Origin of the sequence: Halpernia humi, from assembly GCF_900108025.1 — a bacterium.
Lineage (GTDB): Bacteria > Bacteroidota > Bacteroidia > Flavobacteriales > Weeksellaceae > Halpernia > Halpernia humi.
The window spans coordinates 823,673-848,457 of sequence record NZ_FNUS01000001.1; the positions used below are offsets into that span (position 1 = coordinate 823,673).

The following is a 24,785-nucleotide window of genomic DNA, read 5'->3' on the forward strand; positions in this document are numbered from 1 at the left end:
GAAAAATTATCATTACATTTGAGAATAAAAATTATTCAAAATACACATGAAAAGCACTGAATTTGAAGATAACAGAAGGAATTTTATTAAGAAAATCGCAGTTGGAGGTTTGGGTCTTGCAACCCTACCGTTAATAACCTCTTCTCAAAAGGAAGAAAAAAAATTGATCCTTCCAAAATCAGATCATCTCATTTTAGATAATACCAGTTTTCCTGCCGATTTTCTTTGGGGAACGGCAACTGCTGCTTATCAAGTGGAAGGCGCTTACAAAGAGGACGGACGAGGTCTATCCATTTGGGATACATTTTCTCATATTAAAGGAAACATTAAAAATAATGATACGGGCGATGTCGCCAACGATTTTTATCACAGATATAAAAGTGACATCCAACTAATGAAAGATTTAAACACTAAAATTTTTAGATTTTCCATTTCATGGTCGCGGATTTTTCCTGATGCAACAGGCAAACCCAATCAAAAAGGAATAGATTTTTACAATAAATTGGTAGATGAATTACTCGCAAACGGCATACAACCCTTTGCCACACTATATCATTGGGATTTGCCGCAATATTTACAAGACAAATATAAAGGTTGGGAATCTAAAGAAACCTCCAAAGCATTTGGTGATTATGCTGCTTATGTCGCAAGAAATTTGGGAGATCGAGTTAAAAATTTCTTTACAATTAATGAGTTTCGGACGTTTATAGAATTGGGTTATGGCGCAGGCGTTTTTGCGCCTGGATTAAAATTACCAGAAGAAAAACTGGGACAAGTTCGGCATAATGGTGTATTAGCGCATGGTTTGGCCGTACAAGCCATCCGAGCAAACAGTGGCGCAGACGTAAAAGTAGGTTTAGCCGATAATCTTTCAATCGCTGTGCCCGTTATTGAAAACGAAAAAAATATAAAAGCTGCTAAAATTGCGATGCGCGAAATTAATGCGAGTTATCTTACGGTTATTTTAGAAGGAAAATATACAGAAAATTATCTAAAATCTTTTGGCAAAAATCCCCCAAAATTTACAGAGGAAGAATTAAAAATCATTAGTTCACCTTTGGATTTTGTGGGGCTAAATGTATATAATCCAACACATTTAATTGAAGCCGCAGATAATAAATTAGGGTATGAAGTTATACCTTTTGCAAAATCTTTCCCAACCACTACTTCGAAATGGGAATATATTGCTCCAGAAGCACTTTATTGGGCTACAAAACACGTAAAAGATATTTGGAATGTGAAAGAAATGTACATTACAGAAAATGGAAGCAGCAGCACCGATGAAAGAACGGCAGACAATAAAATATATGATACTGATAGAATTTCCTTCTTAAGAAATTATCTTACCCAACTGCAACGCGCCACTTCTGAAGGCGTTCCTGTAAAAGGCTATTTCTATTGGAGTTTAATGGATAATTTTGAGTGGACTAGCGGCTACAGCATTACTTTTGGACTTTATAATGTAGATTTTAAAACGCAAAAGAGATTTCCAAAATTAAGTGCGGAATACTACAAAGAAGTGGCGACTAATAACAAAGTGATGTAGTAAATTTTAATCTAGGAAAAAAAAATAAAATTAATTTTTCAAAAACTTGCGTAGAACTCAATCTTTCAGGAAAATTTATGAATATTCGTAATATGGTCAAAAATACTTGGTCTTTTGCGGAAAATCTTTTTAGATTAAGACAAAAAAGAAGATGGTGGATTGATTCGTGGGAAATAAAAATAAGGTGATTTTAGATTAAATTTATCTACTAAAATGCTTTTTTATTCTTCATACAATCGAAAATTTCTTTTAAAAGTGTTATCTAAAACTGGTTTATAAGTGCAATATTCAAAGAAGCATCCGATAAATTTGCGACGGCACCAGCGGAATAAATATACAGTCTCAATACATCACCTTTATTAAAAAAAGCAATTCTGGTATATAACATTGTCCATCTATTTCCAGAATTCGTTTGCCAAATACCATCAGGTATATCTGCATTTGAAACACCAACCGCTTGAAATATGTTTCTTGCCGAACTTCCGTCCACCAATCTAATACTAGATTTTATAATATAAGTTCCGCTCTTTGCGACAGTGTAAGTATAATTTGGCGCACCATTCCAAACGCCACCACCTACGTTGCTAACAACCGTAGGCAATGGAACAGTATTAAATCCATTTGCTGCAATCGTAGCATTTGTAGTTCCACCGGCACCACTGCCTAAAGATGCCGTAAAAACTGGCGAACTATTTTGCTGATTTAAAGGTTGCCAAATTACGCCATCAAAATAATAATATCCAACACTTAAAACCCTCGCAGTTGCAGCAACAGTTGCGCCTGTAATATCACTTACATAAACTATTGAACCCGTTTGTGCAGCGCCATAGTTTGTTTTTGCATTGAGTTGTGCAAGTGTAAGTCTCGGTGCAATGATGCCATCAGAAACTGCAGCATCAGTTGGTTTTCCAACTACATCAAGAGTAGCTTTCGGCAGATCTGTATTGATACCTACATACTGCGCCTTACCAAGTCCGAAAATTAGTAAAATTATATAAAAGATTATTTTCTTCATTTTTTAAAATTTAAACTTTATCAAAAATACAAAATATAGAAAGGTATTTACTAATAAAAGAAAATTCAAAAGTTTTCAACAAATTATAAAAATTTCAACACCAATTATTATTATAATTAAATTACGGTAGTTTTTTATTTTATCTTCTATATTTGAAATTGTCAATCAAAAATACTAGAATTAATTTTATATTTCAAAGAAATTTGTAATAACCTGAGTTCGATTATTAATTAATTTTAAAAACTCAATGTAAACTGGATACAGCCCAAGGCCAATAATTAACTTACAATCCATTCATAACCATAATATTAAAACTAATATAACAATCGAAATCAAGTTAAAACTTAAAAGCCAACTGATAATGTATATTCATAAAAAATAGTTGAACTATATTTTTACTATTTCCCAAAACAAATAAACTTTGAAGTCTGAAAAACTACGCATCACAAGCCTTCCAAACCGCATCATTCTCCGGAACTGGCGCAGTAACAGCAATTTTATGTTGCGTGACAGGATGTAGAAATTCTAATTTTCTGGCATGCAAATGAATGCCTCCATCAGCATTTGAGCGTGCTGAACCATATTTTAAATCACCCTTTATTGGAACACCAATTTTTGCTAATTGTGCCCGAATTTGATGATGTCTTCCAGTTTCTAAATCTACTTCCAACAACTGAAAATTATCTAAAACTTTTAAAATTTTATAATTTAAAATGGCTTCTTTTGCGCCTTCTGTTGGTTTCGGGAAAACGGTAGATTTATTGTTTTTCTCGTTCTTTTTTAAATAATGAACAAGTTTTTGCGCTTCTGGAATTTCGGTTTTAGGAACCACCGCCCAATAGGTTTTTTTTATTTCGCGGTTTTTTACCATTACTGTTAGCCTCGATAACGCTTTTGAAGATTTAGCATAAATTACGCAGCCAGAAGTGGGTCTATCAATTCTATGAACCAAACCGAGAAAAACATTTCCTGGTTTTTTTTCTTTTATTTTAATGTAATTTTTTAAGGAATCTAAAAGCGATTCATCGCCCGTTTTATCGCCTTGCACCAGTTGTCCCGCTTTTTTATTGATGATTAAAACGTGGTTATCTTCGAATAAAATTTGTTCTTGCATTTATGGTCGTTGGATTTTTGGTCTTGCAACCAATGAAATGATGACACCAGCCAAAAACCCGATTGTTTTAAGGAAACTTACACCCAAACTTGCTGGGATAAAAGCACCGATAATGCACAATGCAGCAGCGCCATACATTGGGTAAATCAACTTTGGATTAGATAATGTGGGTGCCTGGAAAAAGAAACTCCCAGCTATTAAAATATAAAATAATTGGTTGTAAATAAAATAGTTGATTTCTTGTGAAAAAGGTTGGATCCACCCGATAATCAAACATGCTAATGCGGCGAATGATAAAATTGCTTGTGTACTAAACTGATTGTTCATTAATAACTTTCTTTTTCGTTAGGGAATTCTTGGTCTTTCACATCTTTCACGTATTGCGAAACTGCACCAGTAATTTCTGTATATAAATCTAAATAACGCCGCAAAAATTTTGGCGAAAAATCCTTATTCATTCCCACCATATCGTGGTAAACCAAAACCTGGCCGTCACAAAATTGTCCTGCGCCAATTCCAATTGTAGGAATTGAAATACTTTCTGATACTTTTTGGGCTAAATGGGCCGGAATTTTCTCTAAAACCACAGCAAAACAGCCCAATTCTTCTAAAAGTTTTGCATCAGAAATTAATTTTTCAGCCTCTGCATCTTCTTTCGCGCGCACTTTATAAGTCCCAAATTGATAGATACTTTGCGGCGTTAACCCCAAATGCCCCATCACCGGAATACCTGCATTTACAATTTTTTTTATCGATTTTTCAACTTCAATGCCGCCTTCTAGTTTTATAGCGTGTGCGCCAGATTCCTTCATAATTCTTACGGCAGAATCCAAAGCTTTTTGCGAGTCACTTTGGTAAGATCCAAAAGGTAAATCTACTACAACCAAAGCTCGAGAAACACCTCTCACAACACTTTGCGCGTGGTAAATCATTTGGTCCAAAGTAATCGGCAAAGTGGTTTCGTGGCCTGCCATCACATTTGAAGCAGAATCTCCCACCAATATTGCATCTACTCCACCAGCATCTACCATTTTTGCAGTTGTAAAATCATACGCCGTGAGCATCGTGATTTTTTCTTTATCGAACTTCATCTTTCGCAAAGTCTCGGTGGTAATTCTCTTTATTTCTGAATGTACGGACATTTTTTTATATTAAATATTTAAAAATTATTTGAAAATAATTTACTTTTAATTTTACTTTCATTTTTTGAACGTGCCATGTGGCAAGTTCCAACTATTACTTTTTTTTCATTTTTATTTGAAATACATTTCCTTCCAAATCTTCGCCATCGCAAAGCCAAAAATCATAATTTTGGAAAGTTTTTATTTCTCGCATTGCGACTTTTTTTTCAATTAATAATTGTCTTACTTCATTGATGTCTTCATCGATTTCAAAAATTAATTTCGCGTTATTATCAAATTTATAGCCTTCTTTTAATTCTTTTAAATATTGTGCACCAATTTTATGAAGTCCTAATTTACAATTTCCAGTTTCTAAAAGTGCCCATTCTGAATGGTATTCTTCTATTATTTTAAAATTAAAAACATCTTCATAAAAAAATTTTAATCTATCTACATTTTGTACATAGAAAATAATGCTGTTTAAATTAAATTTCATTGCAAAATTTTTTAGTTCTTCAAAATATTTTTTTAATTAAACTTATGAAGAGTTTTGTCAGCCCGTAGTAATTTTAGCGGCCTAGATTCCTACGGAATGACAAAAGCAAGCAAAAAAGTCTTCTTTAAGGCATTTCCTTAATTCACGTGTCCCACTTTTCGCAGTTTCTCGTGGTTGATAATTTTTATATTTCTACCTTCTGCTTCAATTAAATGGTCATTCTTAAATTCAGAAATTAATCGGATTGCGCTCTCTGTAGCCGTGCCAATAATATTTGCAATTTCCTCTCTGGTCAATGAAATATTGATAAAACCTTCAGGATTGGTCCCTAATTTTTGCTCCAGCAAAAGTAAGATTTCTGCCAATCTTTCGCGTACTGTTTTTTGGGCTAAAAATGTGATTGTATTAGAAGATTCGCCCAATTCGAAAGCAATTTTTTGCAACATTACGAAACACAATTTAGTATCAACCTCCAAAAGATGCATAAAAATATCTGCGGGTAAAAAAGTGACTTCAATTTCAGACATTGCTTCTGCACTTGCCTGGAAATCTTCGCCGCAAAGCAGTGAACGATAGCCAATTAAGTCGCCTTCCTTTATAAAACGCAAAATTTGTTCTTTGCCATAAACGCCAGATTTTGAAAGTTTTAAAGTTCCTTTTTTTATAAAATGTACGCCTTTTGGCTTTTTACCGTCTTCAAAAAGAAGATGTCCTTTTTTAAAACTTAATTCCTGTTTTTCAGCCAAGTACTTTTCAAAATCTGCTTCTGAAAGATTTTTTTTAAAAGATTCTTCATTAAAAACTTTTTGGAAATTCTCGGAAACTGCTTGTTGTTGTTCTAAAGACATAACTAATGACATTTATCAACAAAAATAGAGATTTTAAAGCCGTGATACAACATTAAATATTATAATTTTGCAAATCATTAAGATAGATGGTTCAAAATAATTGTTTTCACTGCGGGCAAGAATTTGAGAAGGAACGCATTTCCTTTGACGGTAAAGAATTTTGCTGTAATGGTTGCAAATCGGTATATGAAATACTGAATATGAACGACTTAGGGAATTTTTATGAACTTAATAGAAATTCCGGAATCCGCCCGAATTCTGAAAATAACGACCAATTTGATTATCTTGATACACCCGAAGTTTTTGATAAAGTAGTCGATTTTTCTGAAGGAAAAACCACTTTGGTCACTTTTAAAATCCCTGTAATACATTGTTCTTCTTGCATTTGGCTTTTAGAAAGTTTGCAAACCTTAGAACAAAATATTCAATATTCCCAAGTAAATTTTACGCGAAAAACGGTGCAAATTTCTTTTAACAATGAAGAATTGCCACTAAGTAAGTTAGCAAAATTGCTGACCGATCTAGGCTACAAACCCGTTGTAAGCATGGAAACAGCGGACAAGAAAGAAGAATTTTTAGATAAAACTTTAATTATAAAAATTGCAATTGCTGGTTTTGCATTTGGAAACGGCATGTTTTTCAGTTGGCCAGAATATGTAGGTGGAAACGATTTTTATTTTCATCAATATAAAAATTTATTTCGTTTACTGATGTTTCTTTTGGCATTCCCCGTTGTATTTTATTCTGCTTCCGACTATTATAAATCTGCTTGGTATGGCTTAAAAAATAAAATAATCAACATAGATGTTCCAATTGTAATTGGGATTTTTGTGCTTTTCGGAAGAAGCCTTTATGAAGTTTTGACGGATTATGGACAAGGCTATTTTGATACTTTATGCGGCTTGATTTTCTTTATGCTTTTAGGTAAATATTTCCAGAAAAGAACTTACAGTGCGCTGTCTTATGATAGAGATTACAAATCGTTTTACCCAATTGCCGTCACGAAAGTTGATTTTAACGGCGCTCAACAAAATATTTTATTGTCAGAATTGAAAGTGGGCGATAGAATTATGGTAAGAAATCAGGAAATAATTCCTGTGGATGCTATTTTAATAAAAGGTGAAGCGAATATCGACAATAGTTTTATCACCGGAGAATCTGCTTCAATTCCGAAAAAAGCGGGCGATAAAATTTTCGCAGGTGGAAAACAGGTTGGCGCTATTTTAGAATTGGAAGTCATTAAAAACGTTAATCAAAGTTATCTCACGCAACTTTGGAACAAGGAAACTTTTAAAAAAATAGAATCTGGTTTGGATACGATGACGAACCAATTGAGTAAATATTTTACTTTTATAATCCTCAGCATCAGTTTATTAGCCGGCATTTATTGGATAAGAACAGATTTTGAAAAAATGTTTCAGGTGGTTTCTGCGATTTTAATTGTGGCTTGCCCTTGCGCTTTGGCACTTTCTGCGCCTTTCACTTTTGGGCATATCATGCGGATTTTAGGACGGAATAAATTTTATGTAAAAGATGCTTTAACGATAGAAAAAATTGCAAAAATCAACACTTTGGTTTTTGATAAAACGGGGACAATTACGCACAATAAAAAGTCGGATATCAAATATTTAGGAGCAGAAATTTCTGATTTTGATTTGGAAAACATTAAAACTTTAATTAAAAATTCTACGCATCCGCTTTCGAAATTGTTGTACGATTTTATTGATGTTGAAGACCCTTATTTTGAGATTGAACATTATATAGAAATTGCTGGAAAAGGCTACAGCGGAAAAGTAAGAAGCCACGTTTACAAAATAGGTTCGGCTAATTTTGTTGGAGAAAATTCTAAGGATTTAGAAACAGCGGTTTACATTAAAAAAGACGACCAATTTTTGGGTAAATTCATCTTTAAAAATGAATATAGAAAATCATTAAAGGAGATGTTTTTTTCACTTAAAGATTTTAAAATCAATATTTTAAGTGGCGATAATGAATCGGAAAAATCTGTTTTAGAAAAATTAATTAATAATGCAGACGAATTAAAATTCAACCAAACGCCAGAAGATAAACTGACATACATCCAAAATTTGCAAAATTCTGGGGAAAAAGTGGCCATGTTTGGCGATGGACTGAATGATGCAGGTGCTTTGAAGCAAAGTAATGTAGGCGTTGCGATTGCTGATGATAGCAATTCTTTCACACCGTCTTCCGACGTGATTATGGATGGCAGCAAAATCACAAGAATTAAAGATTATTTTGATCTTTGCAAAGATGCCGTGAGCATTGTGAAAATCACTTTTGTAATTAGTTTAATGTATAATATCGTCGGTTTAAGTTTTGCTATTACTGGACATTTATCGCCATTAAAAGCGGCAATTTTAATGCCGATAAGCTCTATTTCTGTGGTGGCTTTCACTTCTGTTGCAACTTGGTGGCGAAGTAGAAAATATTTTGAAATTTAATTTTTTACTATTATTCTTTTTTGGCTTAAAACAAAAACTGAAGAATAGAAATTCAATTAAAAATAAAAAGCAGCGAAAAATTTTCGCTGCTTTTCTTAGAATTTAATTTAAAATATTCTACCAAATTTTTACTCGTAAAGAATCTGGAATATACATTTTATCACCTTTTTTAATATTAAAGGTTTTGTAGAAGGCTTCAACATTCGGGAAAGGTCCATTCACACGGTATTTTGCGGGCGAATGAACATCTGTCAATAATCTTTGAGCCAAAGATTCTTTTCTGATATTATAAAGCCAACCCAAAGAATAACCCAAGAAAAAGCGTTCCGCAGGTGTTTGCCCGTGAAGTTTTTTACCTTCTTTATATTGTTTGGTTTTTGTAAACGCATCCCAACCTAAAAGCACGCCACCTAAATCTGCAATATTTTCGCCCAAAGTTGCTTTTCCATTGATGTGAATGCCTTTAATTGGCTCAAATTGATTAAATTCATTAACCATCACATCTGCTCTTTTGTTAAATTTCGCCACATCTTCTGGCGTCCACCAATTTTTAAGATTTCCTTGCGCATCGAACTGTCTGCCTTCATCATCAAAACCGTGCGTGATCTCGTGGCCGATTGTTGAAGCAGCGGCGTAACCATAAACCAAAGCATCATCTAAATCCGCATCTTTTGTGCCCGGAACAATGAAAATTCCGGCTGGTAAAACGATTTCGTTATTTGACGGATTGTAATAGGCGTTGTACGTTTGTGGCGTCATTTCCCATTCGTCGCGATTTACTGGTTTTCCTAATTTATTTAAATCATAATTATTTTGCCATTTATTGGCTGCAATTACGTTTAACACATAAGGTTGGTCTTTAATTTCCATGGCAGAAAAATCTTTCCACTTATCTGGATAGCCCACTTTTTTCTTCATTTTGGCCAATTTATCTAAAGCCTTTACTTTGGTTTCTGGGCTCATCCAATCTAGTTTTTGGATGCGTTCTTTTAAAGCGCCACGGATTTCTTCCACAATATTTTCATATCTTTTTTTAGCAGTCGCATCAAAGTTTTCTTTTACGAATAACTGACCTAAAGCCTCGCCGATTGCATTTTCTTCAGTTCCTAAAACTCTTTTCCAGCGAACTTCCTGTTTTTTGGTACCGTTTAAAGTTTTACCATAAAAATCAAAATTTTCCTGATCAAAATTTTTGCTTAAATATGAAGCAAATTCTGACACTAAATGGTACTTCATGTAGTTTTTCCAAACGTCAATTGGTGTTGATTTTAATAAACCACTTAGAGATTTCAAATATTCTGGCTGCCCAATAATTACGCTATCCACTTTCTTTACATCGGCTTGATTTAACCAAGAGACCCAATCAATATTTGGTGTTAATTTTGGTTGAATATCTGCAATCTTGTATTTGTTGTAGTTTTTATAAGGATCACGCAAACCTTCTAATTTTCTGCTGGATTTTGCCATTTGAGTTTCTAAATTGAAAGTATTTTCGGCTGATTTTTTTGCAGTTGCAGAATCTTGGCCAATCATCGCAAGTATTCTCTGAATATGTTTTGGATAAAGGTTTCTCACTTTCGTGGTTTGCGCATCGGTATTAAAATAATAATCTCGATTTGGCAAGCCAAGACCGCCCTGGTCAATATTATAAGCCATCACAGAACTTTTTTTGGAATCTTGCGCCACACCAGCATTAAAAAGCGTAGAAACACCAATTTTCTGTAAATCTGCAGCGGTTGTTAAAAGTGAACTTTCATCATTGATGGCGTCAATTTCGGCTAAATAATTTTTTAAAGGTTCAAAACCACTTTTATCGATATTTAAAGTATCTAAACCACTTTTCCAGAAATTGGCAATTTTTTTAGAAATATCATCTTTCGGATTTTTTACGGCTTCTTCGTTGATGGTTTTTAATCTTTTTTGTAAATCGTCAATCACCAATCTGCCAATTCCGTTGCTGCTGTATTGATCTGGAATTGGGTGTTTTTTAATCCAACCACCATTGGCGTAATCAAAAAAATCATCGTTTGGCCTTACAGTTGAATCTATGTCTGTAGATAGAAAATCTACGGGTGGAATTTCTTTTTTCTTGCAAGCACCTAAAAAAAAGAGACTTAAAATTAAAATTAGAAAATGGTTTTGGGGTTTCATAATAGTCGTTTATTTAAAATTTTTCTAAATTACAAAACGTTTGCGAAAGCGAATTGATTTTTAAGTAAATTTGCTGGATGAATAATTACTTTTAACAATAATTAACGTTTGCTGACGAAAGTCATTTAAAAATTATATTTTTAAAAATAATTCTTCCTACTTTTGTAAGCAATTATGGATATACTATACTTAATGATAATTTGCAGCGTTTCTATTGCTGTTGTATTCTTGGTTATATTTATAATTGGTGCAAAAAACGGACAGTTTGAAGATGATGAATCTCCCGCAGTTCGAATTTTAATGGAAAACGAGATATTAAAAGATGAGCCTAAAATTGATGAAAACACCGAATCAGTTTTAGAAAACAAAAAAAATAAGTGATTGATATTTATGGAAACACAAAAATTTAGTTATGACAATGGCATTGTACGCGCTTTTCTATATGCGACAGTAGTTTTCGGACTTTTGGGTATGTTAATTGGCCTTACGGTTGCCTTGCTACTTTTTTACCCAGAATTGCCAGAATTTTTATTCGGGACTGATGATTTAACCATTAAAAGTTTATTTTCTGGAAATCATCTGCAAGGACTTATCGCTACCCAAGGGAAATTTGGTTATGGTAGGTTGAGAATGATGCATACTAACACGGTGATTTTTGCTTTCGTAATGAATGGATTTTTTGCTGGTGGCTATTATTCTCTTCAAAGATTATTGAAAACCAGAATGTGGAGTGACACATTATCATGGGTTCATTTCTGGGGGTGGCAATTGATGATTGTTTCATCTTTAGTAACATTTATGTATGGCATCAATACTTCAAAAGAATATGCAGAACACGAGTGGCCAATTGATATTTTAATTTTAATCGTTTGGCTTATTTTCGGAATAAATATGTTCGCGACCATTGCCAAAAGGCGAGTTCGACATTTGTATGTAGCAATCTGGTTCTACATTGGGACTTGGGTTGCGATTGCAATGCTTCACGTTTTCAATAATTTAGAAGTGCCTTTAACTTTTGGTGGCTGGAAATCTTACTCTGCCTACGCTGGTGTGAAAGATGCTTTGGTACAGTGGTGGTATGGACATAATGCAGTGGCATTTGTTTTAACGACGCCTATTTTAGGTTTGATGTATTATTTTTTACCAAAAGCCGCAGACCGTCCAGTTTTTTCATATAAATTATCTATCATTCACTTTTGGTCTTTAATTTTCGTTTATATTTGGGCTGGTCCTCACCATTTGCAATACACTGCAATTCCAGCATGGGCACAAGCTTTAGCAACAGGTTTTTCAATTATGTTGATAGCACCATCTTGGGGTGGAATGCTAAATGGACTTTTAACTTTAAGAGGCGCTTGGGATAAAGTTCGAGAAAATCCGGTGTTAAAATTCTTTGTTGTGGCATTAACTTGTTACGGTATGGCGACTTTCGAAGGTCCATTATTAGCTACAAAAACTTTGAATAAAATTGGGCATTTTACCGATTGGGTAATTGGTCACGTTCACGTTGGAGCACTTGGATGGAATGGTTTTATGACTTTTGGTATGATATATTATCTTTTACCAATTATGTGGAGAACCAAATTGTGGTCAACCAAGTTAGCAAACTGGCACTTCTGGTTGGGAACTATGGGTATTATTTTTTATGTAGTGCCGATGTATATTTCTGGTTTCACACAAGGATTGATGTGGAAACAATTTAACCCAGATGGAACACTTTTATATAAAAACTGGTTAGACACTGTTTCTGCTGTTATCCCATATTATGAGATGAGATTTGTAGGTGGTTTATTCTATATTTCGGGTGTAGTTTTAATGTGTGTGAATGTTGTTGCAACTGTAAGACAAGGTTCTTTTCAGAAAAATGTACCTGCTGAAGCACCTGCTTTGGCTAGAATTTCAAACTCAAGAAAAGAGGGCGAAGGCATCCATTTATGGATAGAAAGAATACCAGTTTTATTGACAGTGCTATCTTTGTTTGCCGTATCAATTGGTGGTTTCTTTGAAATTGTTCCTACTTTAACAATCAAATCCAATGTTCCAACAATTTCCGCTGTGAAACCATATAGTCCGTTAGAATTAGAAGGAAGAGATATTTATATCCGTGAAGGTTGTAACGCTTGTCACTCGCAAATGATTCGCCCATTCAGAGATGAAGTAGTACGTTTTAATGGTAAAAACGGGCAATATTCAAAGGCAGGAGAATTTATCTATGATAGACCATTCCTTTGGGGTTCCAAAAGAACAGGTCCAGATTTGCAAAGAGAAGGTGGTGTAAGACCTAGTTCATGGCATTTTAAGCATATGCTAAATCCAAGGGTTACTTCAGCTGGCTCTATTATGCCAAGGTTTCCGTGGTTAATTGCTAATACTTTAGATAGAAGCCAATTGGTAGATAAAATAGTGTTCATGAAAGATGTTTATGACGTGCCTTATACTAAAGCAGAAATTGATACTGCTAATGCTTGGGCAGACCATCAATCAGACCATATAGTAAAACAAATTTACAGTGAAGCAGCAGATGTGAAAGAAGAATTTGCAAAAAGAAAAGCGGAAGAAGGAAGTAAATTTGTACCTTTAGAAAAAAGAGAAATTGTTGCAGTTATCGCCTATTTACAAAGATTAGGAACAGATATTAAAACAACGGAAGTTAAAACAGCTAGTATAAAATAAACTTTCAGGAAGAAAGAACTTATGGTACCACAAAATTTTAAAGATATATTATCAAACGGTGAGCATGTTGGTTTGTACCAAACTATTGCAATGTTTATTTTTCTTGCCTGTTTTGTTGGGTTGTTAGTTTATGTTTTCTCTAGATCTAAAAAACACTATGAGGAAGAAGCCAACGCTCCACTACAAGATGATATTGAAGAAAATGACCCATTTTTTAAAAAAAATTAAGCCATTATGAAAAAAAGAAATCCGGTATCAATTACCATTTTAGCAGTATTGCTAATTATTATAGTCGCATATTATTTATTCGTTCAAAATTTCACCTATTTAACTTCTCCACTCTTTTGGGGCACAGTTTTTATTTGTGTCATTATAGTCATGATTCAAAACTCAATCGGCGATTTAGTTGAAAATCAAAAATTTTTGAAATTATCTGAAGCTGAAAAAAGTGCATATTTAGAAGAAAAATCTAAACCGTACTTTAAAGCATTATATGAAAGTGCTTTCAAAAAACAATCGGTTTCCGAAGAAAAAGATATTTTAATAGATCATGGCTTCGATGGTATTATGGAACTCGACAATCAACTACCGAAATGGTGGCTAGGTCTATTTTATTTTGGTTGTGCTTTTTGCGCCATCTACATGGCTTCGTTTTGGTTGACAGATTTTGCGCACCCAGTAAAGGAATATGATGACGAATACAAAATGCAAACTGCTGCTGTTGCAGAATATATGAAAAATGTCCCACAAGCCACATTAGAAACTGCTGTATTCTCTGAAGATAATGTTGAAGCTGGAAAAGAAGTTTTCCAAACTAACTGCGTTACCTGCCATGGCGAAGGTGGAAGAGGTGGTATTGGCCCTAATTTAACAGATAAATATTGGATCAACCAACCCGAAAAAACCCTATTTAAAAACGTTTTCTGGATGGTGGAAAATGGTTCACCAAACAATCCTACAATGCAAGCATGGGGCAAAAATGGTGTAGTTTCTGGTAACGATATCCAAAATGTGGCTGCGTATGTGTATCACATCAACCAAGAGCAACCACCAATCACAGTTGCTGAAGGCGGCGCTGCTCCACAAGGAACAGAAGCCCATTGGGAAAAATAACAATAAAAACTAAAACCGAATTTATTATTAATAATAATTAATACGGTACATTTATGACCGATCCAGAAAAAGAATACAAAGGCGGACAAGGGCAAGTTATAGAAGCCGAAACTTTCCGCGATTCCGTAGGTACTATGGAAGTCTCGGGTAAAAGAAAGTGGGTTTTCCCCCGTAAACCTTCAGGCAAATTCACCAACTATAGAAATATTGTTGCCTATTTTTTGCTAATTGTTTTTTTTGCCATGCCTTTTGTTACGATTAATGGTAATCCATTCTTTTTATTTAATATTTTAGATCGACAATTTTTCATAATTGGCCAGCCTTTTTATGTGCAAGATTTCTTTATACTTGCTTTAGGTTCAATTACTGCAATCGTCTTTGTCATTCTATTCACAGTAGTTTTTGGAAGAATTTTTTGTGGCTGGGTTTGCCCACAAACCATTTTTATGGAAATGGTCTTTCGGAAAATAGAATACCTTATTGAAGGCGACAGAAACAAACAAATAAAACTAGATAAACAAGAATGGAACTCTGAAAAAATACTCAAACGAGGCCTGAAATGGGGTATTTATGTTCTTATTTCTTTAGTCATTTCTCATTTAATGTTCATGTATATTGTGGGTTACAAAGAAGTATTCCGCATTATGAAAGAAGGCCCAATCCAAAATCCAACCAATTTCTTGGTCATGATTTTATTTACAGCAGCCTTCTATTTCGTTTTTGCCTGGTTTAGAGAGCAAGTTTGTACCTTGGTTTGTCCTTATGGAAGACTGCAAGGTGTTTTGATTGATAAGCAAACTATCAACGTATATTACGACTTCAAAAGAGGCGAAAACCGTTCATCTTGGCGAAAAAATGAAGATAGAAAAGCAGAGGGAAAAGGAGATTGTATAGATTGTAACCAATGTGTAGTCGTTTGCCCCACAGGAATAGATATTAGAGATGGGCAACAATTAGAATGTATTAATTGCACAGCATGTATTGATGCTTGCGATGATGTAATGGCAAAAGTAGGACTTCCATTAGGATTAATTCGCTATGCTACAGAAGAAGAAATTGAAGAGGGTAAACCTTTCACATTTTCTAACAGAATGAAAGCTTACACCGCTGTATTACTCTTGCTTATCGGATTTTTAGGATTTTTACTATCTAGCCGAGGTGATATGGAAGCCAAATTTATAAAACCCGCAGGATCTAGTTATTTCATTCGTGATGGGCAGATTAGCAATACCTATAATTACACTTTTTTAAACAAAGCCAATAAAGATCAAATTGTAACCATCAAAATTATTGCACCAAAAAACGGCGTTGTTAGTTTTGGCAATACCGAAAATATTCTATTAAAAAAAGACAAAATATCTAAAGGTTCTATTAATGTAGGTTTCCCAGAAAAAGAAATTACAGCATCTAAACAAAATATTACTATTGGCGTATACGATAAAGATGGTAAACTTTTAGACAGCTTCAAAACTTATTTTGAAGGACCATTTAAAATGCAATTTTAAAAATTATGTTTAAAAAATTCAACTGGGGACATGGTGTAATTTTAGCTTTGGCATCCTTTATTATTTTCATAATGTTTATGATTCTAGTATTCACACGTGGTCAGCAAAATGCAGAAGTGGTTTCAGATCATTATTATGAAGATGAATTGGTTTACCAAGATGTCATCAACGCAAAAAATAACGCAGATAAATTGCCCGCAAAACCTGCTTTTGAGCAAAACATTCATGGTATAACACTCACGTTTCCCGCAGACATTAAACCCAACGATGGCAAAGTTCATTTTATACTTTTCCGAACAAATGATGCCAACCTCGATGTAAAAAAGGATGTAGAACTTTCGAACAACCATTCATTTACTATACCTGCAAAAATATTAATAGCAGGATCTTACACTTTAAAAGTAAAATGGATTGTGGATAAGAAAAATTACCAAGTAGATTACGACGTATTATGGAAATAGCACTAATTTTTTCTGCATTGGCCTTAGGTTTCGCATCAGGATTTCATTGTATCGGAATGTGCGGCCCTATTGCACTCTCAATGGGTTTAACCAAAAAACAAGCCACTAATTATTATCTCCAAAATCTAACTTATCAATTGGGTAGAGTTACCACCTACTCCTTTATGGGTGCTGTTTTAGGAATTGTGGGGCAAAGTTTTAAATTTGCAGGCTTCCAATCTTACCTTACCATTTTAGTAGGAATTCTATTAATCATAATGGCCTTATTTTCTTTTGGTGGAAAAGATTTCGCAGCAAAAATTCCTTTTTTATCGAAATTTTTGTTTAGAGTAAAAATGAATTTGGGCAAATTATTGCAAAAAGCAGATTACAAATCAAGATATTTAACGGGCATTCTAAACGGATTTCTCCCTTGCGGAATGGTTTATATGGCATTAACGGCATCATTAGCCGCGGGTGGAATTATGCAAAGCGCAATCTTTATGGCACTTTTCGGCTTAGGAACCATACCATTTATGTTTGCTGTTGTATTATTAGGAAACTTAATGACGACTGCATTTAGAATCAAAGTTTTAAAACTAATCCCAATTGTGATGATTATTTTAGGTGGCTTGTTCATTCTTAGAGGTTTAGAATTAGGAATTCCCTTTCTTTCACCGCCTGCAAATTCACTACAAATACACAATTCTCCCATGAAAATGGATATGGATCATTCTAGTTGTCATTAAATTTCATTTGAATATCCAAAATTAAAGATTGCTGCTTATAAATTTTTTATTAATTTTATATAAATTAATAAAAAATGAAAATAAAATATTTACTTCCTTTCGCAATCACACTACTTACTCTGCTACAATCCTGCTCCATCACAGCAGAAAACACGTATCATAAAGACGCAACGTCTAGCATGTTAATGACGATGAACATGAAAGAAGCCCTAGATATGCTAAAAAACATGGGTGACTCTTCAACCACCAAAAGCCCAATCGATTTTTCTAAATATCCAAAAACTTGGGAAAGCCTATACACTGTTGAAAAAAATGCAGCAGAAAAAAAAGGGCAACAATATGACGCAGTTGGCGACTCTGCCGAAGTTATGAAGAAAGTTTTCACCAAACAAAACCTAGATGAAAACGGCGAAATGAATGGTTTTTCTCTTAAATATGATCATCTTGCAAACGAAGAACTAAAAATATTATCTAAACTCAATTCTAAAAATAAAGACCCATTTTCTTCGGTAGATTTCATGGAATGGGATGGAAAAAAATTGGTTATAATTTTAGATCAATTAAACCCTGAAAACTTGATGAAAGATTCAAAATCAGAAGGAAAAGAAGAAATGGCGCAAATGAAATCTATGCTGCAAATGTTTAAAATGAACTATACAAACACCATCAGATTTGACCAAAAAATAGCAAAAATAGAAGGAAAACACGATTGGATTTCGCAAAAAGATGATCATACTATACTTTTGAACATAGATCTTTCTAAAATAATAGATCCAGACTCCAAATTAAAAAATAGTGATCCGAAAATTATAATTACAACTAAATAATAATGAGAAATTTTTGTAAGTACATAGTTTTACTTTCGCTATCCACATTACTTTTTTCATGTACTACCAACTCTACTACTTCTTTTCATAAAGATGAAACGCAAAGTAGTACCACAGATTTGGACTTTACTCAATTTCTAGCTTTATCCAAAGCATTTGCTCCAAATTCTGAGGCTGCCTTTGCCGATACAGTAGAAAAATTAAAAAAAATACCAACAGACTGGATAAGTTTTGATGTGGCAGCAACCAAAATGTTTGGTGAAGACAAAGTCGACTTCTCCACGCCAAGTGATACGCTTGATTTAATGAAGAAAATATTTATAAAAACAAACTATTTGGAAAAGGATCTAAGTGGAATTTCTTTAAAATACCAGAACTTAAATGCTAAAGAAATGGAACTGCTGAAATATTTTTTTTCTACTCAAAACTTTGGATTCAGTTATCCAAACGCACAGTTAACAAAATTTAATGGCAACCAATTAACAATTGATACAAACAAATTAGTCTCCGAAGAAATTACAAAATTTTTCGATGACACTTTTGCTAAATCAGATGTAAAAACAAATGAAGTACAAATTAGAGCGATATCAAAAATTTTTGAAATTAATTACACGAACATTCTAAAATTTGATAAAAAGATAAAATCCATAAAAGGAAATCATCCGTGGATCAGCAAAAAAGATGATTACACTGTTCTTATAAATTATAAATTATCCGATTTTTACAGCGAAAAATATCAAAATGCGAATCACGATAAGGAAGTAATTATTACGACGGAATAAAAATATTAATCCAAAAACTCAAACTTCGTATAAGCTGCAATTTTTGGAGGTATTCTAATGCCTTTTTCTGTTTGATTATTCTCTAACAAAGCCGCCATTATTCTCGGTAAAGCCATTGCAGAACCATTTAATGTATGCACCAATTGCGTTTTTCCATCACTTTTAAAACGGCATTTTAGACGATTCGCCTGGAAGGTTTCAAAATTTGAAACCGAAGAAACTTCTAACCATTTTTCTTGTGCGGCACTCCAAACTTCAAAATCATACGTCATTGCTGCCGCAAAACCTGTATCGCCGCCACAAAGACGAAGAATTCTATATGGCAATTCTAAATCTTCCAAAATACTTTGCACGTGTTTCACCATTCCTTCTAATGCTGCGTAAGAATTTTCAGGTTTTTCTAAACGCACAATTTCTACCTTTTCAAATTGATGCAAGCGGTTCAAACCTCGAACATGTGCGCCATAACTTCCCGCTTCTCTTCGGTAACATTGGGAAAAAGCTGTCATTTTTATAGGCAAATCCTTTTCATCAACAATCATATCGCGGTAAATATTCGTCACCGGAACTTCTGCTGTGGGAATTAAATATAAATTATCTTCATTTATAAAATACATTTGCCCTTCTTTATCCGGCAATTGACCCGTTCCGTAGCCAGACGCTTCATTTACCACGTGCGGCGGATTTACTTCTAAATAGCCTGCTTCCGTATTTTTATCTAAAAAATATTGCACCAAACTACGTTGTAATCTCGCGCCCTTTCCCAAATAAACGGGAAAACCGGCTCCCGCAATTTTTACACCGAGTTCGAAATCTATAATATTAAATTGTTTTGCCAATTCCCAATGCGGAATTGCGCCTTCTCCTAAAGCTTTCACTTCTTGAGATTGGAAAATAATTTCGTTATCCGTCTCAGAACTTCCAGCCTTCACTTTTTCAAAAGGAATATTTGGTATCTGGTATAAAACATCTAATAATTTTTGCTCAATATCTTTTAATTTTTGCTGATAGATACCTATTTTTTCTTTGAAATCGGCTGTTTTTATTTTTGCATTTTCTGCTTCATCTTTCTTACCATTTTTCATTAAAATCCCAATTTCTTTGGAAATTTTATTCATTTCCGCAAGATTTCCATCTAACTCGGATTGGGTAGATTTTCTTTCTGAATCTAAATTAATGGCATCATCAACCAAGTTTAAATCTTTGAAATTTCTCTTTTTTAAACCTTCTAAAACTTTTTCTTTTTGCTCTTTTAAAAAACTAACCTGTAACATAAATGGTAATATTTGTGTTGAATTTAATTAAAATTAAATCCCTTTTTTTAAATTTATTTAATAATTGTAACTACGTTTGGCTCGCCTGCCACTTTTGTAAATTTCAACTTTCCATTGTAATACAATTTTGAAATCTGAAATAACGTCGGCGACCACGAATATTCTATTTTAACTGTGTCTGTATCTAGTGTAGAATTTACCGAATCTATCTTTTTCGTTAAATTAATATAAAAATCAGACTCGTAAGTCTTATTTGTGGCACTCACAGAATCCGTCAAAATACGAACTGCTCCTGCAGCATAATCTATATAATTTACGGTATCTGCATCTTTCAGAAGTGAAAAAGAACTGATCGGGACATTGTCTCTCTCGGCGTTTAAATCTACTAACGCCACACTAAAAAACGATCCAGTAAGTTTAGAGTTCAATAAATCTTTACCTGTAGCATCTTTAATATAGAGATTCACCACCTGATCGATATTCTGCACATCTTCTTCATTTCCGCGGCAAGAAAAAGCAGCGAAACCAATAATCATCAAAATAAAAAATACATTTTTCATTGGTGCAAAGATAATTTTATTTTGAAAGGAAATAAAATTGAATTCAGAATTGTTTTATAAAAATTATTATAAAAAATAAAACCAATTTTAAAACTAACGCAATTTTTTTAAATAATTAAAAAAGAAAATCATAGACGCCAATCCTGTAAACAAAAGTGTAATCCCCAGGCTAAAACCCATTCCCAAAATACCATATTTCGGTACCAAAATAAAACCACAAATCGTGACTAAAACTAAGGCAGAAAATGACACAACAGTGTTAATTTTCATTTTTCCTACGGCAGAAAGCAGATTCCCAAAAAGATTTCTAAACAGCATATTGCAACAAAACACAAACAAAAAAACAGAAAAAAGCACTGCATTATCCGCATATTCTTTTCCGAAAAAAGAATTTAAAATAAAATCTCTAAATAAAAACCCAACCGTAAATATTAAAATACAAATCGGAATAAAAATTTTATAATAATTACGAATATAATCGCTCAAAAATGTTTTGTTAGAATAATTTTTTGCCAATACAGGAAAATCACTTTGCATAAAAGTAACGGCCAAAAACGTGATATTTGCAGGAATTAAGAGCGCTACTTTGTAATGCGCAACGGCATCGCCATTCATCATAAAACCTAAAAGTAAAATATCTGCAGAAAAAAGCGCATCGCTCATCAAAGCAGTACCAGACGCATGAAAACCATAACTCCAAATTTCTTTTTTGTTTAAAATTTCAGAAATACCTTTAAATTTAAAAGCACTTTTTTGATACCAAAACAAGGCGATAAACGGCGAAATGGCGACTGCAACTAAATAGCCTTTTAATCCTAAAAAATAAGTAAAAAACAAAATAAAAAACAAACCAGAAATATTCACGACATTATTTACTAAAGCAAAACTGCGGTTTTTGCCATTAATGCGAAGTTCAGATTGTATATGACTTAAAAAATAAAAACCAATAAGCCTAATCCCAAAAAAAATAAAAATTAAAATAATATCTTCATATTTCGAAACAAAAAAAATGGCTGTTCCCAAAAATATAACAGTGAGTAACAGTTGATAATAGAAACCAGATTTAAACAAATATTTCGTTAATTTTTCTCTAGAAACCTTATCAGATTCCATAGAACCGAAACGCAGCAAACTTTGCTGGCTGCCCATCCCATTGAACGCAGCAAAAATGCTAAAAACCGAAATTACCAAACTTAAAGTTCCAAATTCTGCCATCGGAAGCAAACGAATTGTAAAAATAGAACCTGCAAAAGCACAAACTTTCGCAATAAAAAGAGAAAAAAAAACGTATTGCCCTTGGTTGCTGATGAAATTTCGAAGAAATGCCTGTAGATTTTTCATCTTTAAAAATAGAGTTTGAAAATAGACAAAATATTTACAGCTTGCGCTTTTGCATAAAAGTCTTCTTTTAAAAACAAGGTTTGCACATCTTTTTGCAACTCTGGGAACGCATTTAAACGCTCCAGATTTTCAGAAAAATAAGTTTCATAACTATTTTTTAAAACTTTACTATTATCATAATAAAATTGATACGGACACATTTTAATCTCACCTTCTCTCCCCAGAATTTTACCTTTAATAATATCGTATTTTATTTTTTTATAATAATCTCCAAACTTTGTTTTCCACGCTGCATTGGGCTTTAGCAACGTTCTTTCCCAAATATATTCCGTAGATTTGGGGCAATATTCAGCAATCCATTTCAAATAAAATTTTTGATTAATTTTCCAATTTTCGGGTAAACTGACCGCCAATTTTATAAAATCTTTTGTCATAAAAGGCGAAGTTTGATAGGCTTTTTTCTGAAAAACCTGCGCGCCCAAAACCGTTCTGTTAGAAGCAATATTTCTAAAATAAAACATTTCTTCTCGTTCATAATTTCTTAAAATATTCTGAAGATGGGCTTCAATTTTTGGCAAAAATTCAGCATTGTAAACTATCTTTTTGAGATCTCCCTTATATTTGTACGGTTTTGTATTAAATCCGCCTAAAATTCCATCACCAATTTGCCCACTGTGGAAAATTTTGAAATCATTCTTTTGTTGCTTTTCTATGGCGTAATTCGCATGAATACCGCCTGTAAAAAGACAAGTTCCTTCCGAAATTGCGGTAAGTTCATCAATATTTTTTAAAAAAATTCCACCATTTAAAGGCACAAATTCATAGGGAATTTCAAAATCTTTGGCTATTTTTTTTGAAATTGTTTCATCCAAATAGCCTGATTGCGAAAAACAGAACGCAGAGGTTTTATAATTGTTTTTTAAAGCATAAAGTAGCGCTACTCTACTGTCTAAACCGCCGCTCAGAAGGGAAAGCGAAATAGAACCATATTCTAAATCTTTTTCATATTCCATTTTTATGGCTTCAGTAAAAATTCGATCGGTTTCAAATAGCGCATCTTTCTCTGAACCTTTGAAATAAGCGGTGTTTTTTAAATTGAAATAATCTGATTTTTCAAGAGTATTAGTTTCAATATTAATTTTTAGAAAATGACCATCTTCTAATTTATAAACCTCTTTTAGCGGCGTAGAATCTTCCAACATATTAATACAAACTAAAATTTGATAAAGCGCATCAATATTTGGTTCAGAGAAAATATTTTGTGATTTTAAGGTTTTATCTAAACGGAGCAAAGAAGAATCTATAAAAATTTGATCATCTTTTTTTGTATAAAACAAGCGTTGAGTGGACGTTGGATTGGTGAAAACTAAAATTTCTTTCGCCCTTTTATTCCAAATAAATCCTCGAAATTCACCCTCTAAAACTTCAATTGCTTTTACGTTTTTAGTTTTAATGAGTTCTAAAAAAAATCTATGAAAATCTATGGATTTTGAATTAAGAAGTTGCGTTTTATTTAATATTAAACCTTCGATACCAATTTTAAAATCTTCATTATCAATTAAAAAACTATCATTTCCCACGGGAAAATTTGTGGAAATTGAAACTTCATTTTTAAATAAATGTATAGAAAAGCCTGTCATTACTTTAAAACCTGTTCATAAATTTCTGAAAATTCTCTTGCTATTGTTTCGATTGAAAAAGTAAATTTAGCATATTCTTGCATTTTATTTTGAAATTCATTTTTAGGCTGCTTAAGTATCTCTATCATCGCCGCTTCAAGTCCAGATTCATCGCTATTCTGCAAAAGTATGCCAAAATCTTCAGGAAAAAATTCAGATATCCCACCCACATTTGTAGAAATTACTTTTATGCCACTAGCAAACGCTTCAGCAATAACACAGGGTTGATTCTCATCTTCACTAAATAAAATAAAACAGTCTGCATTTTTCATCTTGTCTGCAACTTGGGGTAAAGTTTGCGTGCCAAATACTTCTATTTTATCCTTAAATTCAGACTTTTCTACTGTTTCTAGTAATTTAGAATAGTCACCGTCTCCACCAATTTTTAATTTTACTTTGTATCCTAATTTTAATATATTTAAAGTAGAATTTAATATTTTATCGGCGTTTTTTCTAGGAATTAAGTTTGAAATATGAATAAAAGTAAATTCTGGATTTTCGTTTTTTTTAGGAAAAAAAAGACTTGTATCTACTAGGTTTGGTATGACTTTCAATTTGGTTTTTATGCCCAAATTTTCTAAACCTTTAAGTAAATCTTGGCTAACTGGTAAAATATAATCTGCACAGTTGCCAATTATTTGCGCAGTTTTTTTTATTTTAAATGGTGTTTTATTTTGATTAATTTCTCTGAGCGCCGTCCAATGCTCGGTAATTACAAACGGAATTTTATATTTTTTTTTAAGATAAACTGCGAAAAACATGGAATTGTGCAACACATTCGCGTGCACTAAATCTGGTTTCTGCATTTTAACAAAACCCTTTTTATATGCCAACATCCGGCGCGGAAAATTACGCAAAGGATTGCGAGAATTTTTATAGTAAACGATAAGCGTGCGCAGTCCGTTCACAATTTTATCATCAAATAAAAATTTTTCTTTTTGGTTAAAGTCGCCAATGGCATGCAGAATTTCCACGTCATTATAAAGCGCAGCGGCTTCAGCGTGGCGTTGCACAAAATTGCCGTTTGTAGGTTCCAACTTATTCGGAAACCAAGATGAAATGAAGAGTATTTTTTTTCTTTTCAATATT

Annotated in this window: 23 protein-coding genes; 11 read left to right on the forward strand and 12 right to left on the reverse strand. The window is 33.2% G+C overall.

Annotated elements, in window-relative coordinates; translation table 11 throughout:
• Positions 1 to 46 precede the first annotated feature (46 nt).
• Positions 47 to 1,546, forward strand: coding sequence for a GH1 family beta-glucosidase (locus C4S29_RS03835; RefSeq protein WP_103912785.1), 1,500 nt, complete (start codon positions 47 to 49; stop codon positions 1,544 to 1,546).
• Between the two features lie 262 nt (positions 1,547 to 1,808).
• Here C4S29_RS03835 and C4S29_RS03840 read toward each other — a convergent pair whose 3' ends face one another.
• The 6 genes from C4S29_RS03840 to C4S29_RS03865 all read right to left on the reverse strand — a co-directional run bounded on the left by C4S29_RS03840 (position 1,809) and on the right by C4S29_RS03865 (position 6,140).
• Positions 1,809 to 2,561, reverse strand: coding sequence for a hypothetical protein (locus tag C4S29_RS03840; RefSeq protein ID WP_103912786.1), 753 nt, complete (start codon positions 2,559 to 2,561; stop codon positions 1,809 to 1,811).
• Between the two features lie 436 nt (positions 2,562 to 2,997).
• Entirely contained in the window at positions 2,998 to 3,675 is a 678-nt protein-coding gene (locus C4S29_RS03845; protein WP_103912787.1) for an RluA family pseudouridine synthase, read from the reverse strand.
• Positions 3,676 to 4,002: a hypothetical protein gene (locus C4S29_RS03850; protein ID WP_103912788.1), complete on the reverse strand. Its 327-nt coding sequence runs from the start codon at positions 4,000 to 4,002 to the stop codon at positions 3,676 to 3,678. It lies immediately after the preceding gene.
• Positions 4,002 to 4,817: a 3-methyl-2-oxobutanoate hydroxymethyltransferase gene (gene panB / locus C4S29_RS03855; protein ID WP_103912789.1), complete on the reverse strand. Its 816-nt coding sequence runs from the start codon at positions 4,815 to 4,817 to the stop codon at positions 4,002 to 4,004. Before panB ends, C4S29_RS03850 begins: the two co-directional genes overlap by 1 nt.
• A 94-nt stretch (positions 4,818 to 4,911) precedes the next feature.
• Positions 4,912 to 5,292 (reverse strand): VOC family protein, encoded by a 381-nt coding sequence (locus C4S29_RS03860; protein ID WP_103912790.1) that lies wholly within the window; start codon positions 5,290 to 5,292, stop codon positions 4,912 to 4,914.
• A gap of 137 nt (positions 5,293 to 5,429) precedes the next feature.
• The gene (locus C4S29_RS03865) at positions 5,430 to 6,140 is read right to left on the reverse strand and encodes a Crp/Fnr family transcriptional regulator (RefSeq protein ID WP_103912791.1); all 711 of its coding nucleotides are present in this window, start codon (positions 6,138 to 6,140) and stop codon (positions 5,430 to 5,432) included.
• A gap of 86 nt (positions 6,141 to 6,226) precedes the next feature.
• Between C4S29_RS03865 and C4S29_RS03870 the strand changes: the two genes are divergently transcribed.
• The gene (locus C4S29_RS03870) at positions 6,227 to 8,602 is read left to right on the forward strand and encodes a heavy metal translocating P-type ATPase (protein WP_103912792.1); all 2,376 of its coding nucleotides are present in this window, start codon (positions 6,227 to 6,229) and stop codon (positions 8,600 to 8,602) included.
• A gap of 117 nt (positions 8,603 to 8,719) precedes the next feature.
• Here the strand turns inward: C4S29_RS03870 and C4S29_RS03875 are convergent, their stop codons facing one another.
• Entirely contained in the window at positions 8,720 to 10,753 is a 2,034-nt protein-coding gene (locus C4S29_RS03875; protein WP_103912793.1) for a M13 family metallopeptidase, read from the reverse strand.
• Between the two features lie 174 nt (positions 10,754 to 10,927).
• Between C4S29_RS03875 and ccoS the strand changes: the two genes are divergently transcribed.
• From ccoS to C4S29_RS03920, 9 genes are all read left to right on the forward strand, one after another.
• Positions 10,928 to 11,134, forward strand: a complete 207-nt coding sequence (ccoS, locus tag C4S29_RS03880; RefSeq protein WP_103912794.1) for a cbb3-type cytochrome oxidase assembly protein CcoS — start codon at positions 10,928 to 10,930, stop codon at positions 11,132 to 11,134.
• A gap of 9 nt (positions 11,135 to 11,143) precedes the next feature.
• Complete coding sequence (gene ccoN / locus C4S29_RS03885; RefSeq protein ID WP_103912795.1) at positions 11,144 to 13,426, forward strand: cytochrome-c oxidase, cbb3-type subunit I; 2,283 nt, start codon at positions 11,144 to 11,146, stop codon at positions 13,424 to 13,426.
• Positions 13,427 to 13,447: 21 nt separating this feature from the next.
• A complete protein-coding gene (locus C4S29_RS03890; RefSeq protein ID WP_103912796.1) occupies positions 13,448 to 13,654 on the forward strand; it encodes a cbb3-type cytochrome oxidase subunit 3 in 207 nt (68 codons plus the stop codon).
• Positions 13,655 to 13,660: 6 nt separating this feature from the next.
• Positions 13,661 to 14,539 carry a c-type cytochrome gene (locus tag C4S29_RS03895; RefSeq protein WP_103912797.1) on the forward strand — a complete coding sequence of 293 codons (879 nt, stop codon included), beginning with the start codon at positions 13,661 to 13,663 and terminating at the stop codon, positions 14,537 to 14,539.
• A 53-nt stretch (positions 14,540 to 14,592) separates the two neighbouring features.
• Positions 14,593 to 16,044 carry a cytochrome c oxidase accessory protein CcoG gene (ccoG, locus tag C4S29_RS03900; RefSeq protein WP_103912798.1) on the forward strand — a complete coding sequence of 484 codons (1,452 nt, stop codon included), beginning with the start codon at positions 14,593 to 14,595 and terminating at the stop codon, positions 16,042 to 16,044.
• A 5-nt stretch (positions 16,045 to 16,049) separates the two neighbouring features.
• Complete coding sequence (locus C4S29_RS03905) at positions 16,050 to 16,505, forward strand: FixH family protein (protein ID WP_103912799.1); 456 nt, start codon at positions 16,050 to 16,052, stop codon at positions 16,503 to 16,505.
• Positions 16,496 to 17,233 carry a sulfite exporter TauE/SafE family protein gene (locus tag C4S29_RS03910; RefSeq protein ID WP_103912800.1) on the forward strand — a complete coding sequence of 246 codons (738 nt, stop codon included), beginning with the start codon at positions 16,496 to 16,498 and terminating at the stop codon, positions 17,231 to 17,233. The genes C4S29_RS03905 and C4S29_RS03910 overlap by 10 nt, the downstream gene beginning before the upstream one ends.
• Positions 17,234 to 17,307: 74 nt before the next feature.
• Complete coding sequence (locus C4S29_RS03915; RefSeq protein WP_103912801.1) at positions 17,308 to 18,060, forward strand: hypothetical protein; 753 nt, start codon at positions 17,308 to 17,310, stop codon at positions 18,058 to 18,060.
• A 2-nt stretch (positions 18,061 to 18,062) separates the two neighbouring features.
• Positions 18,063 to 18,842: a hypothetical protein gene (locus C4S29_RS03920; RefSeq protein WP_146063251.1), complete on the forward strand. Its 780-nt coding sequence runs from the start codon at positions 18,063 to 18,065 to the stop codon at positions 18,840 to 18,842.
• 5 nt (positions 18,843 to 18,847) lie between these two features.
• On the opposite strand, the gene serS is transcribed toward C4S29_RS03920, so the two are convergent.
• From serS to C4S29_RS03945, 5 genes are all read right to left on the reverse strand, one after another.
• The gene (serS, locus tag C4S29_RS03925; RefSeq protein WP_103912803.1) at positions 18,848 to 20,116 is read right to left on the reverse strand and encodes a serine--tRNA ligase; all 1,269 of its coding nucleotides are present in this window, start codon (positions 20,114 to 20,116) and stop codon (positions 18,848 to 18,850) included.
• Positions 20,117 to 20,169: 53 nt separating this feature from the next.
• On the reverse strand, positions 20,170 to 20,676 hold the full coding sequence (locus C4S29_RS03930) for a hypothetical protein (protein WP_103912804.1): 507 nt from the start codon (positions 20,674 to 20,676) through the stop codon (positions 20,170 to 20,172).
• A gap of 93 nt (positions 20,677 to 20,769) precedes the next feature.
• Entirely contained in the window at positions 20,770 to 22,017 is a 1,248-nt protein-coding gene (locus C4S29_RS03935) for an oligosaccharide flippase family protein (protein ID WP_103912805.1), read from the reverse strand.
• Positions 22,018 to 22,019: 2 nt separating this feature from the next.
• A complete protein-coding gene (locus C4S29_RS03940; protein ID WP_103912806.1) occupies positions 22,020 to 23,657 on the reverse strand; it encodes an asparagine synthase-related protein in 1,638 nt (545 codons plus the stop codon).
• Positions 23,657 to 24,781, reverse strand: a complete 1,125-nt coding sequence (locus C4S29_RS03945; RefSeq protein WP_103912807.1) for a glycosyltransferase family 4 protein — start codon at positions 24,779 to 24,781, stop codon at positions 23,657 to 23,659. The genes C4S29_RS03940 and C4S29_RS03945 overlap by 1 nt, the downstream gene beginning before the upstream one ends.
• Positions 24,782 to 24,785: the final 4 nt, after the last annotated feature.

Coding starts and splice junctions, on each gene's coding strand:
- ccoG (WP_103912798.1), top strand. CDS start 14,593: ATGACCGATCCAGAAAAAGAATACAAAGGCGGACAAGGGCAAGTTATA.
- C4S29_RS03890 (WP_103912796.1), top strand. CDS start 13,448: ATGGTACCACAAAATTTTAAAGATATATTATCAAACGGTGAGCATGTT.
- C4S29_RS03930 (WP_103912804.1), bottom strand. CDS start 20,676: ATGAAAAATGTATTTTTTATTTTGATGATTATTGGTTTCGCTGCTTTT.
- serS (WP_103912803.1), bottom strand. CDS start 20,116: ATGTTACAGGTTAGTTTTTTAAAAGAGCAAAAAGAAAAAGTTTTAGAA.
- C4S29_RS03850 (WP_103912788.1), bottom strand. CDS start 4,002: ATGAACAATCAGTTTAGTACACAAGCAATTTTATCATTCGCCGCATTA.
- C4S29_RS03915 (WP_103912801.1), top strand. CDS start 17,308: ATGAAAATAAAATATTTACTTCCTTTCGCAATCACACTACTTACTCTG.
- panB (WP_103912789.1), bottom strand. CDS start 4,817: ATGTCCGTACATTCAGAAATAAAGAGAATTACCACCGAGACTTTGCGA.
- C4S29_RS03910 (WP_103912800.1), top strand. CDS start 16,496: ATGGAAATAGCACTAATTTTTTCTGCATTGGCCTTAGGTTTCGCATCA.
- C4S29_RS03935 (WP_103912805.1), bottom strand. CDS start 22,017: ATGAAAAATCTACAGGCATTTCTTCGAAATTTCATCAGCAACCAAGGG.
- C4S29_RS03865 (WP_103912791.1), bottom strand. CDS start 6,140: ATGTCTTTAGAACAACAACAAGCAGTTTCCGAGAATTTCCAAAAAGTT.
- C4S29_RS03940 (WP_103912806.1), bottom strand. CDS start 23,657: ATGACAGGCTTTTCTATACATTTATTTAAAAATGAAGTTTCAATTTCC.
- C4S29_RS03870 (WP_103912792.1), top strand. CDS start 6,227: ATGGTTCAAAATAATTGTTTTCACTGCGGGCAAGAATTTGAGAAGGAA.
- C4S29_RS03840 (WP_103912786.1), bottom strand. CDS start 2,561: ATGAAGAAAATAATCTTTTATATAATTTTACTAATTTTCGGACTTGGT.
- C4S29_RS03905 (WP_103912799.1), top strand. CDS start 16,050: ATGTTTAAAAAATTCAACTGGGGACATGGTGTAATTTTAGCTTTGGCA.
- ccoS (WP_103912794.1), top strand. CDS start 10,928: ATGGATATACTATACTTAATGATAATTTGCAGCGTTTCTATTGCTGTT.
- C4S29_RS03860 (WP_103912790.1), bottom strand. CDS start 5,292: ATGAAATTTAATTTAAACAGCATTATTTTCTATGTACAAAATGTAGAT.
- C4S29_RS03835 (WP_103912785.1), top strand. CDS start 47: ATGAAAAGCACTGAATTTGAAGATAACAGAAGGAATTTTATTAAGAAA.
- ccoN (WP_103912795.1), top strand. CDS start 11,144: ATGGAAACACAAAAATTTAGTTATGACAATGGCATTGTACGCGCTTTT.
- C4S29_RS03920 (WP_146063251.1), top strand. CDS start 18,063: ATGAGAAATTTTTGTAAGTACATAGTTTTACTTTCGCTATCCACATTA.
- C4S29_RS03875 (WP_103912793.1), bottom strand. CDS start 10,753: ATGAAACCCCAAAACCATTTTCTAATTTTAATTTTAAGTCTCTTTTTT.
- C4S29_RS03895 (WP_103912797.1), top strand. CDS start 13,661: ATGAAAAAAAGAAATCCGGTATCAATTACCATTTTAGCAGTATTGCTA.
- C4S29_RS03845 (WP_103912787.1), bottom strand. CDS start 3,675: ATGCAAGAACAAATTTTATTCGAAGATAACCACGTTTTAATCATCAAT.